This is a genomic window from Bacteroides sp. AR20, from assembly GCF_964250605.1.
Classification (GTDB): Bacteria; Bacteroidota; Bacteroidia; order Bacteroidales; family Bacteroidaceae; genus Bacteroides; species Bacteroides uniformis.
This window is the reverse complement of record NZ_CAXUGK010000025.1, coordinates 1-16,096: the sequence shown is the minus strand read 5'-3', so window position 1 is coordinate 16,096 and position 16,096 is coordinate 1. Positions and strand designations below refer to the sequence as shown.

9 protein-coding genes are annotated in these 16,096 nt (G+C 41.7%); 7 read left to right on the top strand and 2 right to left on the bottom strand.

What is annotated here, in order from left to right; translation table 11 throughout:
• Positions 1-33: 33 nt before the first annotated feature.
• Positions 34-1,827, bottom strand: a complete 1,794-nt coding sequence (locus tag ACESTD_RS13360) for an ATP-binding protein (protein ID WP_373158986.1) — start codon at positions 1,825-1,827, stop codon at positions 34-36.
• On the bottom strand, positions 1,802-2,491 hold the full coding sequence (locus ACESTD_RS13355; RefSeq protein ID WP_005835972.1) for a response regulator transcription factor: 690 nt from the start codon (positions 2,489-2,491) through the stop codon (positions 1,802-1,804). The genes ACESTD_RS13360 and ACESTD_RS13355 overlap by 26 nt, the downstream gene beginning before the upstream one ends.
• A 288-nt stretch (positions 2,492-2,779) precedes the next feature.
• Here ACESTD_RS13355 and ACESTD_RS13350 point away from each other — a divergent pair, with 288 nt between their 5' ends.
• From ACESTD_RS13350 to ACESTD_RS13320, 7 genes are all read left to right on the top strand, one after another.
• Entirely contained in the window at positions 2,780-3,976 is a 1,197-nt protein-coding gene (locus tag ACESTD_RS13350; protein WP_005835974.1) for a hypothetical protein, read from the top strand.
• A 799-nt stretch (positions 3,977-4,775) separates the two neighbouring features.
• A complete protein-coding gene (locus tag ACESTD_RS13345) occupies positions 4,776-7,964 on the top strand; it encodes a SusC/RagA family TonB-linked outer membrane protein (protein ID WP_005835978.1) in 3,189 nt (1,062 codons plus the stop codon).
• A 31-nt stretch (positions 7,965-7,995) separates the two neighbouring features.
• Complete coding sequence (locus ACESTD_RS13340) at positions 7,996-9,846, top strand: SusD/RagB family nutrient-binding outer membrane lipoprotein (protein ID WP_005835980.1); 1,851 nt, start codon at positions 7,996-7,998, stop codon at positions 9,844-9,846.
• 269 nt (positions 9,847-10,115) lie between these two features.
• The gene (locus ACESTD_RS13335; protein ID WP_005835986.1) at positions 10,116-11,912 is read left to right on the top strand and encodes a hypothetical protein; all 1,797 of its coding nucleotides are present in this window, start codon (positions 10,116-10,118) and stop codon (positions 11,910-11,912) included.
• Between the two features lie 399 nt (positions 11,913-12,311).
• Positions 12,312-13,118, top strand: a complete 807-nt coding sequence (locus tag ACESTD_RS13330) for a DUF3805 domain-containing protein (RefSeq protein ID WP_005835988.1) — start codon at positions 12,312-12,314, stop codon at positions 13,116-13,118.
• Positions 13,119-13,181: 63 nt separating this feature from the next.
• A complete protein-coding gene (locus ACESTD_RS13325) occupies positions 13,182-15,071 on the top strand; it encodes an ABC-F family ATP-binding cassette domain-containing protein (protein ID WP_005826716.1) in 1,890 nt (629 codons plus the stop codon).
• 44 nt (positions 15,072-15,115) lie between these two features.
• On the top strand, positions 15,116-15,958 hold the full coding sequence (locus ACESTD_RS13320; protein ID WP_227186529.1) for a histidinol-phosphatase: 843 nt from the start codon (positions 15,116-15,118) through the stop codon (positions 15,956-15,958).
• Positions 15,959-16,096: the final 138 nt, after the last annotated feature.

The window sequence follows — 16,096 nt, the reverse complement described above, 5'->3', positions numbered from 1 at the left end:
AAAGCATTTTGTTTGGTGTGGTAAAACGGGCTGTTATCTCTCTTTTGCCAGTGTGAATACAAACTCCAGTCCTCCACCTTGGTTGTTTTTGGCAGAGATGGTGCCTCCGTGAATAAGGACTGCATTCTTCACTATGGCGAGCCCCAAGCCGGTGCCGCCCAACTTGCGCGAGCGTCCTTTGTCTACACGGTAGAAGCGTTCGAACAAACGGTTCAGATGTTCGGGAGAAACGCCGATGCCGGTATCGGCAAAACTGAAATAGTAGTAATTCTCGTCTTCGCGGAAACAACTGATGTTGATGTGTATGTTGGTGCCGGCATAAGCGATGGCGTTGTCCATGAGATTGCGGAAGATGGAGTAGAGTAGAGAGTAGTTGCCCCGCAACTGTATCTTCGGTTTTAGGGAATTGACAACGGTGATTTGCTTCTGTTCCAGTTCCAGGGACACTTCGTTGACGATGTTTGAAACCAGCATGCTGATGTCCACCTTTTCCATATCAATCATGTTGGCGGCTTCGTCCATGCGGGTCAGTACGGATATGTCGCGCAGCAGGCGGCTCAGGCGGTTGCTTTGCGCGTAGCAGCGTTCCAGGAAGACCTGCATCTTTTCGGGTGCAATGTTTTCGTTGTTCACGATGGTTTCCAGATAACCTTGTATGCTGCTTACGGGGGTTTTCAACTCGTGGGCGATGTTCTGGGTCAACTGCCGTTTCAGCCGTACTTGCTCTTCTTCCTGGGTGATGTCGTTGATGGAAATTTCAAAGCTGAGGTCTTGGAAGATGATGCACTCCACGATGAAGGTGCGTCCGTTCTTGTTGATGTGTACGGACATCCTTCGTTCTTCGTTGTAGGAGGGGCGCTTCTGCGCCTTGTTGATGAAATCCGTTATCTTCTGGAATTCGCAGATGGAGAATATCTCTTCGGTAGCCTGCAGGTTGGAGTCTGAAATCAGATTGCCGTATTGGGTGAACAGATTGTTTACCAATATCTCCTTTTTGTCTCTGTTGAATACGCCCAGTCCTTCGCGGGAGGTTTGCAAATGGGTGATAAGCTTTTCGCGCTCAATGTAAAGCGCCTCTTTGGTTTCGCGCAGGCGCTTGTATATCTGTATGATATGCTGCGAAATCTCTCCAAGCTCATTGTGCGGGAAGGCGGCTTGTATGTCCATGTCTATGGGTTCATTCTTGTCGGCCCTTTTGGCAAACTCGCGCAGGTGGTTGATGGCGCTGCCCAGTTTGGAGGTGAATTTGTAGAAGACGGATATCAGCAGCAGTGATACAATGACCGTGAACCAGATGTAGTGTGGGTCGGCAGCCAGATTGTTCATCAGGTTGACGTTGTAGGGGAGGGCTGAGCGGATGATACAGCCTTCGTAGGCGGTGGCAGAATAGAAATAGGTCTTGCCGGTGGTTTCGGAGATGCGCCGCAGGTCATAGCCCTTGCCGTCTTTCAGCGCTTTCTGTACTTCGGGGCGTTTGATGTGGTTGTCCAGTTCATGGCTGTCGTTCTGGGAGCTGTCGAACAATACGTTGCCATGAAGGTCTACCACAGTGACGCGCAATTCCTTGTTCACATGCTTGGAGATGTAGCTGTCCAGCATGGAAGTCCATAGGCTGTCGGGGAGGTAGCGAAACTCCTGGTGCAGTCTGTCGTTATAATCTTGTAGCTGCATGTCCAGCAGCTCCACTTTGTATTCCTTTTCCCGCTGATACTGGTAGGCGATGAAGCAGGCGGCGAATACGAGGAACAGCGAGATGACCGAAAGGAAAAGCTTCCGGCTGAAGGACAGAAAGTGTCTGTCGTTATTCGGCTTCGAAACAATAACCATATCCCAAGCGTGTTACGATACATTTGCCATAAACTCCGATTTTCTTGCGCAGACGTGTGATGTTCACGTCGATGGTGCGGTCCAGCACATATACTTCGTCGCTCCAGATGCGGTTCAGTATATCCTCGCGCGAGAATACGCGTCCTTTATTCTGCAAAAGCAGCAATAAGATTTCAAATTCTTTTTTGGTGAGCGGTGCCTCTTCGCCGTCAATGCAGACTTTCTTCTTGATGATGTCCAGTACCAGCGTCTTGTAGACAATCTGTTCCGGTGCATGTTCCGTTTCTCCTTGTCGGGTGCGTCTAAGTACGGCTTTGACACGTGCCGCCACTTCGCGCAGCGAGAAGGGTTTGGATATGTAGTCGTCCGCTCCCAGGTTGAAACCGGTCACGGTGTCATTTTCCGTATCTTTGGCGGTAATGAAGATGATGGGTATCTGGGCTGTCTTCTTGTCCTTCTTCAGCATGCTCGCCATTTTGAAGCCGGAAATTTCTCCCATCATCACGTCCAGCAGTAGCAGGCTGTAGCTGCCAATGTCCATTCTCAGAGCTTCTTCAGCGGAGTTTGCCGTATCCACTTCGTAGCCTTCGTTTTCGAGGTTGAACTTCAGAATTTCACATAAGTCTTCTTCATCGTCCACTACTAAAATCCGGTAATCGTTCATTGCTTTGTTGTTTATGTATGACAAGGATAAAACAATTCTCTTGTCACAAAGTTAAACTTTATTTCTTTTTATCGGCAAAAATAGTGCAAACCGAATGCAGAATTTTCATGTTTGCATGAAAACTTGTGCTGAGATGCAGGCCATTTCTACTTTCTGGGTACAAAAGTGAGGCTAATTTGTTACGGAATGATGAAACAAGTGTTACATTTGGGTTACATTAAATTCTCGTTTATCTAAAAGCCCTGTCACATATAAAATATTATCTTTGCCAGGTAAATATTGAATTGTATGAAAGAACTTATGTATATCAGGAGTTTCTCTAAAAGGCGTTTGCCGGTTATTGTGGGAACTCTGCTTTTAGTGATAATCGGCTCTGTCTGGCTGAATACGGCTCCTTTCCGTTCGGGCTTTGATATCGCGGATGAGCTGGGCGGTAATATATTCCCTTCCAGTATCCTTTCAGTGGCTACCACCGATGCTCAGGTCATAGTGCCGGTAGACTCCATGTATGTAGGTAATCCGAAGTCGTGCATCGCTGTCCGTGTCCGTTCGAGGAATGCTTATAGCCGGGTGCGGGTAGAAGTTGCGGAGACTCCGTTCTTTTCCCGTTCAGTGTCGGAGTTTGTGTTGGCAAAACCGCGTACGGAGTATATTATCTATCCTGATATCATATGGAATTATGAGGCTCTGAAGAATAACAACCAGGCGGAACCCATTAGTGTGGCCGTTATGGTAGAGATGAACGGTAAGGATTTGGGGCAGAGGGTGCGTACTTTTTCCGTTCGCAGCATTAATGAATGTCTGTTGGGGTATGTCACGAATGGTACAAAATTCCATGATACCGGCATCTTTTTTGCAGCATATGTAAATGAGGAGAATCCTATGATTGACAAGCTGTTGCGTGAAGCGCTGGATACGCGTATCGTCAACCGTTTTTTAGGCTATCAGGGAGGTGCCGAAGTGGTGGACAGGCAGGTTTATGCCTTGTGGAATGTACTGCAGAAGCGTAAGTTCCGTTATAGCTCGGTCTCCAATACGAGCCTTTCCAGCAATGTGGTCTTTTCACAGCGTGTGCGCACGTTCGATGACGCCTTGGAGTCCTCGCAAATCAACTGTGTGGATGGAAGTGTGCTTTTTGCTTCTCTGCTCCGTGCCATCAACATAGAACCTATATTGGTGCGCACCCCGGGGCATATGTTTGTAGGATACTACACGGATTCCAGTCATAAAGACATGAATTTCCTTGAAACGACCATGATTGGTGATGTGGATTTGGATGATTTCTTTCCGGACGAACAGTTGGATTCGACGATGGTGGGAAAGTCGCAGAACCAGATGTCGCGCATCACCTTTGACAAGTCCAAGGAGTATGCCAATAAGAAGTATGCCCAGAATAAGGAAGGTATTCATTCCGGCAAACTGAACTATATGTTTCTGGAAATATCCAAAGAGGTGAGAAGGAGAATACAGCCGATAGGGAAATGAGGCGGGGGGTTAGGGCTGTTGAAATGTGGAATTGTAGTTGGATTTTGTGTGGATGGTACTTATGAATTTATTTCTGTTTTTTTTAGTACTTTGGGAACTTAGTTTATATTTATTGTTACCATTCCCCTCTAGCAAATAATATCTGTTGATAATTATATGTTGCTGAAAATCAATGTTATAAATATTTTTTTTATTTTTTCTATATGTAACTTGTCTATCAGATACTTGATTTCAAATAATTATTTTTTTGAGGTCTTATTTGAACTGATCTCTTCTAAGTGAATATTGAATGGAGTGATTCTTCTTAATTATAACTTACATATACACTTCGTTATAAAATTATGCTCCAAAAAGATGTGTTAATATATGTTACGGACACTTCCTGCTTTCATTAATAATCTAACATTCTTTTTTGATGAACTTATGAATTCTTTTAGCTAATTCACTTTCCATTTTTTTTGATTTATACCTATATTTTCATACAGTTGAGTTTGTTTTATATAAAAAAACTATATGCATATGATGGCATATTAAGTCATATATCTCAAATAATATTACATATGATAGATATATGTATAATATTCTATTATTTATAAGTTATTTGGCTTTATTATTTGTCTATATACTATCAATATGATTAAGACTTGATATTCTAAATAATTATTAAGCTTTGATTTAAAACTTTGCAAAAGTATAAATGCAAATGTTTTAATATTCATTTAGTATTTTTTAATTCATTCAATAGCAGATTTTCTAAATTAATTCATATGTTTGCAAACAAATCCAAATAAAAGAGCTTATGAAAAGAAATTATTGCTTATCATTAGTGTTGCTTGCATTGTTTGGGATGTCTGCACCTTTTGCTGCCAATGCAGCGAATGAAAGTGTGCTAAGTTCCCAAAGTACTCAGCAAGCCAAGAAAATCACAGGTAAAGTTTTAGATGCAGCGGGCGAACCAATCATCGGTGCCAGCGTGCTGGTAAAAGGTTCTGGTACCGGTGCGGTGACGGACGTTGACGGAAAATTCTCTGTAGAAGCGCCGGCGGGTAGCACATTGGAGATATCCTTTATTGGATATAAAACTGCTATGCTTAAAGTGACAAATGCTTCTTCGTATTCAGTGACTTTGCAAGATGATTCGCAAACATTGGATGAAGTGGTAGTGACAGCTATGGGTATTAAGAAAGACCGGAAATCTTTGGGATATGCCATTGATGATGTAGATGCGGAAGAGCTTATGAAAAATAAAAGTGTGAATCCGATTAACTCTTTGGCTGGTAAAATTGCTGGTGTTAATATTACGCAAGGAGGTGGTGCTGCCGGTGCCGGTTCTCAAATCATTCTTCGTGGTGGGACTTCGCTTGAACGTGACAATCAACCAGTATTTGTTGTTGATGGTGTAATCTATGATAACTCTACTACAGTAGTTGGTAACTCTGCTTTTGATGGTAGTTTATCGACAGCTTCTACCAATTCTAATCGTGTAATGGATATAAACCCTGAGGATATTGAAAACATGTCAGTTCTTAAAGGTCCGGCTGCTGCTGCTCTTTACGGTTCACGTGCTGCTGCAGGTGTTGTAATTATTACAACCAAAAAAGGAAAGGAGGGAGCCGTTGAGGTGAATTTCTCCACTAAGTATATCACGCAATGGGCTACTTCTCTTCCTAAAACACAACGGAAATATGGAAGAGGGTTTGCTGAAGATCAGTACACCGATGGAAAATATACTGGAACGACTTATAATGATTTTAGTTATAATTCATGGGGAGCACCTATTGACAATGGGGCAGTAACCTATGATAATATAGATGACTTTTTTCAACAAGGTGGTGCATGGGATACCAATATAAGCGTGGCTGGTGGTTCTAAAAATAGTAATTTTTATCTTTCAGGCTCTTATTATAATCAAGATGGTATAATTCCTAATACTGGTTATGAGAAAGCAACGTTCCGTTTTAATGGTGAACAAAAGTGGAGAATGCTCACATTCGGTGCAAATGTAGCATATTCTCAAGCAAACACTGATAAAACATTGACCTCTGCTGGGTTATATGGTTCAAGTGGTTCTGGTACCATGACGGGGGTATACCGTTGGTCTCCTACTGATGATATGAAACACTACTTGAATGAAGACGGTACTCGCTATCGTATGTTTGGAGATCGTCTTGATGTTGTTGATGAACGCGATAATCCATACTGGATTCTTAATAAGAATAAGTTGAAAGATAATACTGAGCGTTTCACGGGTAATTTTAGTATCAAGGCTGATATTGCAGATTGGTGGTGGATTAGTTATCGTATGGGCATTGACTCTTACACTACAGATGATTCAAAGACTCTTGCTGCTGGTGGAGTATATAAATTGGCATGGCAAAAAGGTATGTATAGCGAAAATTCTTATCGGTATAAATATCTTTCTACGAATTTAATGATGAATTTCAATAAACAGTTTGGAGACTTTAACTTTAACTTGATGCTTGGTACATCTACTGACGATACTCGGACTTGGACTAACTATAGAATGGCTTGGAACTTTGAAATTCCTGATTTTTACGCATTTGACAATGCAACGAATGATAACCGTGATTTTTCAAGTTCACGTTCTCAAAAACGCCTTATTGGTACATTTGGTGAATTCCGTGCTGATTGGAAGAATACAGTGTTTTTGACAGTATCAGGACGTAACGATTGGTCTTCTACATTACCAATTGAGAATCGTTCTTATTTTTATCCTTCGGTAAGTGGTAGTATTGTGTTTACAGAATTTCTTCCTAAAATAGATTGGTTATCATTCGGCAAAGTACGTGCGAGCTGGGCGCGTGTAGGTAAAGATACGAGTCCGTATTCATTGGAAACAGCATTGTGGCCCAGTCAGTCATTCCTTGGTGGTCTTACTGGGGTAAGTAATTATTGGACTGCTGGTAATGCTGCATTAAAACCAGAGATTACGGAATCTACCGAATTGGGTATTGAATTGCGCTTTTTTAATAATCGTCTGAAGTTGGATTACGCCTACTATACCAATAATTCGTATAATCAGATTATGTCACCTCGTCTGTCAAATGCAACTGGTTATATTCTCCGTTCTGTTAATGCAGGTGACGTTTATAATAAAGGCATGGAGCTAAGTATTGGTGGTACACCTATTCAAACTAAGGATTGGACATGGGAATCAACTATTAATGTCAGTGGTAATCGTGGTACAGTGAAAAATCTGCTTGAAGGTGTAGAAATTCTTTATGTGACCGATGTACAAGTTGGTAATGCTAAAGCGGCTTCTTTCCCTAATGGTAATTTTATGGCAATTTCCGGTAGTGAATGGAAACGTGATGACCAAGGTCGAGTTGTATTAGACAAAAATGGTCTTCCGACTAAAGGAACTAATGCTAATCTTGAAATAGGTAATCGTGAACCTACATTCTCTGGTGGATGGAATAATACTATTACTTATAAAGGGTTGTCATTGAATATGTTGTGGGATTTTCGTGTAGGTGGGCATGTTTATAATGGAACGGAATATGCTATGACGCTTGCGGGTGTGAGTGAGTTCTCTGCTAACCGGGAAAAAATAGAGGTTTCAGGTGTAAATACAAATGGTGAATTTGTAACGAATACTTTCGAAGCGAATAAAACATATACTTATAATGGTAAAGAAACCAGCGGTAAAACAATTATAGCTAATTATTATCAGGATATTTATCCTAATGAAACAGCAAACTTCATGACAAAGGTGAATGCACTTCGTCTTCGTACTATTTCACTCTCATATAATTTACCAAAAACGTTACTTGCTAAAACAAAAGTTATAAAACGTGCCTCAATTACGGCAACGGCCAATAATCTTCTTCTTTTCACTAATTATAATGGTGATCCAGAAGTTGCGGCAGCTGGATCGGGTGCAGTAGGTTCATCCTCAGTAGGTATTGATTATTGTGGAGTTCCTGCGACAGCAAGTTTTGCTTTTGGTGTTAATCTGACTTTCTAAATATTGTTTAACTGTATGAAAATTGAATAATATGAAACTATACAAGAAAATAATTCTCGGAGTTGCAGCTTGTGTCTCGCTCTCCGCATGTGATGACTGGCTGGATGTCAATACCAATCCAAATACTCCTATATCTACTGATGCTGAGTTCCATCAGCGTTTACCTTGGATGCAATTTTATATGGAACATATTTACCATATTGTAGCCTCGAATACTAGTTTTTATTGTGGTCATTTCTATCGTAACAATGCACGTGAAGGAGGAGCGGCTAAATGGCAACTTGATTCTTCAACTCGTGCTGCTAATGCGCAACAGTGGTTTTTTACTCAGGTAGGTGTGAATTGTAATGATTTATATAATCAGGCAATGGAGGCTGGTGCTTATCACTATGCAGGTGCTGCCAAATTTTTTCGTGCTTATGGTTTTATGATGCTTACTGATTTATTTGGAGAAATCCCTTATAATGACGCATTTGGAGAAAATCCTTCTCCTGCTTATGATAATGGTAAAACAATATTTCTTGGTTGTATAACTGATATTGATGAAGCTATTGAGTTATTTTCTAAACAACAAGAGGCAATAAATAATGTTACACCTGTAGATTTGGTAGAAGGTGATTCTTGGAATGGTGGTGATGCAGATAAATGGCTGAAAATGTGTTATCTTCTTAAAGCACGTTGGCTGAATCATTTAGTCAAGAAAGAAGCTGGAAATTATAAAGATGGCAAGTATGATGCTCCGGAAATTCTAAATTGTTTAGCTAAAGCTCAACAAAGTAATGCTGATAATACTGCTATAAAGCATACGGATACTAATACACCTTCCCATGATGTATTGGGTTGGAATGAGCCGATAGATTATTCTGCTCTCTATTCTTGTATTGGTATGAATAGTAATATTTATATAACTAAATGCTATTATGATAATTTGACTAACTTTGATGGAAAGGGAATAGAAGATCCACGTGCTGATAAGTTTATCCCTTGGACTCGTTCTATGAAAGGCCCTGAAACTCCTATTGATATAAAATGGTCAGATGACGGTTTGTGGCGTCGTTCTATGGGGGTTGATATGCAAACTGATATTTTAAGTCAATCAGGTCCATATGCTTTGTCATTTGATGCAACTACCCAGAGTTGGTATTGTGATAGTCCAACTCGTAAAGGAGATACTATTTATGTGTGGACAACTTGTGGTGGTACGGGATATGCAGGCGGTGTAGATATTCTTTATCGACGTAATAAATCTTATGACACTTCTGCGCTGAGCGGAGTGTTTTATGCCCGCCCAACAAGTCCATCCCTTATGGCATCGTATTCCGAAGCTTGTTTTATCAAAGCAGAGACGCTTTTCCGTCAAGGCGATAAATCAGGAGCATTTATTGCCTATAAAGAAGGTGTTAAAGCAAGTATTGATTTTGTTAATGATCAGATTGGCGTGTGGACTTCAGAGGATGGAAAATTGGAGTCTTGCCCCTCGTTTACTCATATTGAACAAGCTGATATTGATAATTTCTTGAATAATGCACTAGGAAATTCCTCAGATATTACTCTCGGCAAAATTTTGACTCAGAAGATGTTGGCAATGCCATATTCTAATGAGAATTGGAATGATATGCGTCGTTGTGATTATGATACGAATATATTCATGAATTGGGATAAATCGTATTATTATAGGAATACTCCAGCAGGATTTACTTACTGCCCGGAAGATAAGTCGCCTCGTCGTTGGAAGCAAGCTTCTTATGAGCTGACATATAATACCACTAATCTTGCAGCCATTGGTTCCCAAGTCCCAGGAGCTGCTGAGCTTGGTGAAGGATGGTATAATAATAACCTTATTTGTACATTGCCTGTGTGGTGGGATTCAAATCAAGAATAAAAAGAAAGTTCAATTCATACATGTAAATTGATGATGTTTTTATTTTCTGTGTTGTTGGCGATATTGCCGATAATAATTTCAGTATCAATATTTGTATTGGATATACAGAAATTGTAGTACAGTTTTAATATACTGGAGACTCTAACGGTCTTCATTCATAGATGATGATTGAAATAGCCGGTTCGTGAGAATCGGCTATTTTTATAAACTGATAATCTTTTGTATAAATTGATAGATTAACTTTGTAGTGCATATTTATACTAAGTTATATGAGTAAAATTCTGTTATTGGTTTACTTATGGTATTTTGTGTCTGTTGTCCAGGCACAAATAGTTACGTCTGCTGATGCTAGATGTGGGGATAATAAGTTGTCTGGTTTTGTGATAAGCCCCTATTTCGGAGAACAAGAAATGTCGTTTGTATATCCTCCGGGAATCAATATTCGCATAAATGCACCTTCAATAGTTGAGTTTGATAGGAATAAACCGACAAAGTTGGTATTATATGCATTGCCCAATGGCAATAGTATAGATTGGACTGTTGGAAAATTGCCGGCTTATGAAGATGATTGGCACTATCATATACAACACATTGGAGCGCAAACACGGTATATCAGAGCAAAAGTTCAAGAATATAATCTAGTAACTGTTTATTTGGAGGCAGATACGAAGAGTTGGGGGAAATGGAGGAGAGATGGAGTTGGACGAGAGCAGAAAATTAAAGAAGTAGTGGAATATATTTTTGCTTTATTCTCCGAATATCATCCTACTATTGAGTTGAATAGTCATAGCGGTGGTGGGAATTTTATATTTGGTTTTATGGATACGGTTTTTGATATTCCTATTTATGTGAAAAAGATTTCTTTTATTGATAGTAATTATAATTGGAATGACAAGCAATATGGAGAAAAATTAAAGAAATGGTTGGAGGCCTCTCCTGAAAATAGCTTGTTTGTTGCTTGTTACGATGATGAGAATGCCTTATTGGATGGAAAATCTATTGTTTCCCGAAAAGGGGGTACTTGGTATAAAACATGTTTAATGCAGCGATATTTGAGAAAGAATATGAAACGTTTTAGGTGGAATAAAGTAGAGAATGACAGCATAATCTATTTTATGACAAGTAATCGGAAAGTGCAGTTTTATTCAAGGAAGAACCCTGAACGGAGAATCTATCATACCATATTGGTGGAACGAAATGGTTTTATTCAGTCTGTTTTTGCCGGAACAGAGTATGAAAATATAGGGTATCAGTTCATGGGTAGAAAGGTATATGGTACTTATAGGCAAGACTCAATAATAAAACCTCATGCTTTTCGATTTCCGCCTCGGGCAAAAAAAAATGTTACAGGAAGTGGATTTGCCCGTCAAGTAATGAATATGAAAGTAGAGGAACGCGATTCTATTGTTTACAAAGAAATCGCACAGGGAAATATTCCGGATTTATTACGCCAGCCCGTATATCTAACAGATAGCTTGCAGGATGCTGATGGTAAATTGCATGGAGTAGTATTATGTGTATTGCCCGATTTTCTGACAATAGGGATGAATTATGATTTTTTGCGTATTCCTATGTTGCCGCAGACGGCTCAAAAGATAGCCGATTTATATGGTGCGATACTGCCTACCAGAAAAATTTCTGATTTGATTCATTTTCATAGTTCCTGGAAATTTACTCCTCATCCTATGACACCTGATTCTACAATGGTTACTGTACCTATATTTGTGCGCCATGATTCTATAATAGAAGCTACCCGTTTGGTAAATGGAAGGCTTTATGGTTTAATGGCCGGTCATAAAAAGGATATTGTGATAACCAACCGGATGGCAGATGAACCAGGTAGGTTATTCATTTACGGTTGGCATTATCAGGATGGCAAACCTATTCAGCCATTGAGTGCTGCGCATAGTGTAGATTATGTAGATTATAGTCACGGAGTACGACTTGTTCGTGATGAAGTATTGATAGATGGAAAATTGTATTCGATTAAGCGAATGCTGCAACATCCTGTATTATATAAGTTGTTTAGCGATGAAATTGGTCCGATGTCGGTAATCCGATATTGATTTCGTCTAAGGGCTTCTCTTTATTTATAGAATGTTAATTTAATATTCTTAAAATCTTAGGATTGTATGTATTCCATTGATTATCTTTGTATCCGAATTAGAAATTTAATGGATTTCATTTTGACTTTAGTTTGATTGAATAAAGATATTGAAGGCTCTAATGGTCTTCATTCATAGATGATGATTGGAACAGCCGGTTCGTGAGAATCGGCTGTTTTTTTGTTTCGTTTGTTTGCATATCAACGGCGGTAATATGTTACTTTTGCCCTAAAACCGAAGATAGGCTGCACCTCAGCATAAAAAATGGACAAGTTCATTTTATTTTGCATTCGGTTTGTACTATCTTTGCGAGAAATAGCTGAGATGGTGTGAACTGTCTTTGCAAAGATTAGTCTATATATGGAACAAAGCAAGAAATTTATCTCTCCGGGGGCATGGTTCTCCATGACTTATCCGGCAGACTGGAATGAATTCGAGGACGGGGAAGGCTCTTTCCTTTTTTATAACCCCAATGAGTGGACCGGTAATTTTCGCATTTCGGCTTTCAAAGGGAATGCTACATATGGCAAGGACTCCGTGAAGCAAGAGTTACGGGAAAACTCCTCTGCCATTCCGGTTAGGATAGGCCGGATGGAATGTGCATATAGTAAGGAGATGTTCGAGGAAGAAGGTGCGTACTATACTTCCCATTTATGGATAACGGGCGCGGATGAAGTTGCCTTTGAATGTTCGTTTACGGTGAAGAAAGGAGAGCCGGTTGCAGAAGCGGAGAAGATTATCGCTTCGCTGGAAACGCGGAAGGATGGAGTGAAGTATCCAGCGGAGATAATTCCGGTGCGCCTTTCGGAAATCTACCAGATTAATGAAGCATACGAGTGGGTGGATACTACTATAAAGGAATTGTTGAAGAAGGATTTCCAGGGAGCTGAGGAAGACATTGCCAAGATGCAGCAGATGATGGAAGAAAGCAACATCGGTCCTAAGAAGAAGGATGCATGGCTGGCTTTTGGCATCGCGCTTTGTGTTATTTTCGCCAATGAAGTGGACGGTATGGAATGGCGTACCTTGGTGGACGGAAACCGGGAAGCGCCCATATTGCTGAACACGTCTACCGGTGAATGGATAGACCCCATGAAGCTGGTTTGGAGCAAAGTAAAGGCAGGAGGTAAAGTGAATCTGCCGGAGATATACAGCTCCTTGTTCTAAGGTCCGGTCATCTCGGTACTGTGATTTTCAACTTTCAATTTTCATTTTTCAACTATTAAAGCATTGGCAGCAGTAAATTCAATTCTTCAGGTGGAAAACTTGACCAAGTCGTTCGGTGACTTGGTACTATTCGAAAATATTTCTTTGGGCTTGTCCGAGGGACAGCGTGTCGGGTTGATAGCCAAGAACGGCAGTGGCAAGACGACATTGCTCAATATCCTTTCCGGCAAGGAGGGGTATGACAATGGCACCATTTCCTTCCGTCGTGATTTGCGTGTGGGTTATCTGGAACAAGACCCGCAATATCCCGAAGAGCTGACCGTGCTCGAAGCGTGCTTCCATCATGGCAACAGTACTGTCGAGTTAATCAAGGAATATGAACGTTGCATGGAAACGGAGGGGCATCCCGGCTTGGACGAAATTCTGGTGCGTATGGACCATGAAAAAGCTTGGGAGTACGAGCAGAAGGCGAAACAGATTCTGTCTCAACTTAAAATACGTGATTTCAGTCAGCACGTAAAACATCTGTCCGGCGGGCAGTTGAAGCGTGTGGCACTTGCCAATACCCTTATCACTGAACCCGATTTGCTGATACTGGACGAGCCTACCAACCACCTCGACCTCGATATGACGGAGTGGCTGGAGGAATATCTCCGCCGGAACAACCTCAGCTTGCTGATGGTGACGCACGACCGTTATTTCCTCGACCGGGTATGCTCCGAAATCGTAGAGATAGACAACCGGCAGATTTATCAGTATAAAGGCAATTACAGTTATTATCTGGAGAAGCGCCAAGAGCGTATCGAGGCCAAGACTGTGGAGATAGAACGTGCCAATAACCTCTACCGCACAGAGCTGGAATGGATGCGCCGCATGCCGCAAGCCCGCGGGCACAAGGCACGCTATCGGGAGGATGCCTTTTACGAGTTGGAGAAGGTGGCTAAGCAGCGTTTCAACAACGACAATGTAAAGCTGGACGTTAAGGCTTCTTATATAGGCAGTAAGATATTCGAGGCAGACCATCTGTACAAATCCTTTGGTGACTTGAAGATTCTGGATGATTTCTCCTACATCTTCTCCCGTTACGAAAAGATGGGTATCGTAGGGAATAACGGTACGGGCAAGTCGACCTTCATCAAGATACTGATGGGGTTGGAGCAGGCAGACAGCGGTACGCTGGACATTGGCGAGACGGTCCGCTTCGGTTACTACTCGCAGGACGGCTTGCAGTTTGACGAGCAGATGAAAGTGATTGATGTAGTGCAGGACATTGCCGAAGTCATAGAACTGGGCAACGGCAAGAAGCTGACGGCATCGCAATTCCTGCAACATTTCCTGTTTACTCCCGAGACACAGCACAGCTATGTCTACAAGCTGAGTGGGGGAGAACGCCGCCGCCTCTATCTGTGTACGGTCCTGATGCGCAATCCCAACTTCCTGGTGCTGGATGAGCCGACCAATGACCTCGATATTGTGACGCTGAATGTGCTGGAAGAGTATTTGCAGAATTTCAAAGGATGCGTGATTGTGGTGAGCCACGACCGTTATTTCATGGACAAAGTGGTAGACCATCTGTTAGTGTTCAACGGACAAGGGGACATCCGCGACTTTCCCGGCAACTATACACAATATCGCGACTGGAAAGATGCGAAAGTCCATCAGGAAAAGGAGAAAGAGAAAGAAGCCGCCAAGGCTCAGGAGGACAAGACGGCGAAGGTGCGTCTGAACGAAAAGCGGCGCATGTCTTTTAAGGAAAAACGCGAGTTTGAACAATTGGAGCAGGAGATAGCTGACCTGGAAACCGAAAAGAATGCAATTGAAGAGGCTTTGTGCAGCGGTACTTTGTCTGTGGACGAACTGACGGAGAAGTCGAAACGTTTGCCGGAATTGTCGGACTTGATTGACGAAAAAACATTGCGCTGGCTGGAGCTGAGTGAGATAGAATCGAACTGAAGTTCGAAATTGAAAATTAAGAATTAAAAATTAGAACTGAGAAAGTGGGAAATCTGACGAATTATCATAGCCATAGCCTTTATTGTGACGGGCGTGCCGGCATGGAGGACTTTGTGCGTTTTGCATTGAGTGAAGGTTTTACATCTTATGGCTTTTCATCGCATGCTCCATTGCCTTTTTCTACGGCATGGACTATGGAGTGGGATATCATGGACGACTATCTATCTGAATTCCATCGTCTGAAGGAGAAGTATGCCGGACGTATCGAACTGTATATCGGTCTGGAGATTGATTATCTGAATGAAGCGAGCAATCCGTCCATCGCCCGTTTCAGGGAGTTGCCGTTGGACTACCGTATCGGTTCTGTACATCTTCTCTACAATGACAAAGGGGAAGTGGTGGATGTAGATGTATCTGCGGATACCTTTAAGACCATTGTAGACGGACATTTTTGCGGTGATTTGGAGCATGTGGTCCGTCTCTATTACGGCCGGTTGACGAGGATGCTCGAGCTGGGAGGTTTCGATATTGTGGGCCATGCCGATAAGATGCACTACAATGCAGCATGCTATCGCCCGGGATTGCTGGACGAGCCTTGGTATGATGAGCTGGTTAGGGCGTATTTCGCAGATATTGCCCGTCGCGGCTATCAGGTAGAGGTCAATACCAAAGCCTATCATGACTTGGTCACTTTCTATCCCAATGAGCGGTATTTCTCCTACCTGCATGATTTGGGTGTACGTGTGCAGGTGAACAGTGATTCACACTATCCGGAACGGATAAGCAACGGACGTCCCGAAGCTTTGCGTGCTTTGAGGAAAGCTGGATATGAATCGGTGATGGAACTACACGGAGGAGAATGGAAAGAGATGCCTATCGTGTTTTGAGTGAATAGGATACAAAAACTCCTGACTTGCCTTTTTGTAAAGGTAGTCAGGAGTTTTTCTTTGGCAGTATCCATAATTTTGTGTAAATAGAAACGGGATTCAGTTATAAGTTCTCTTATATCTGGATTCTGTTTTCAA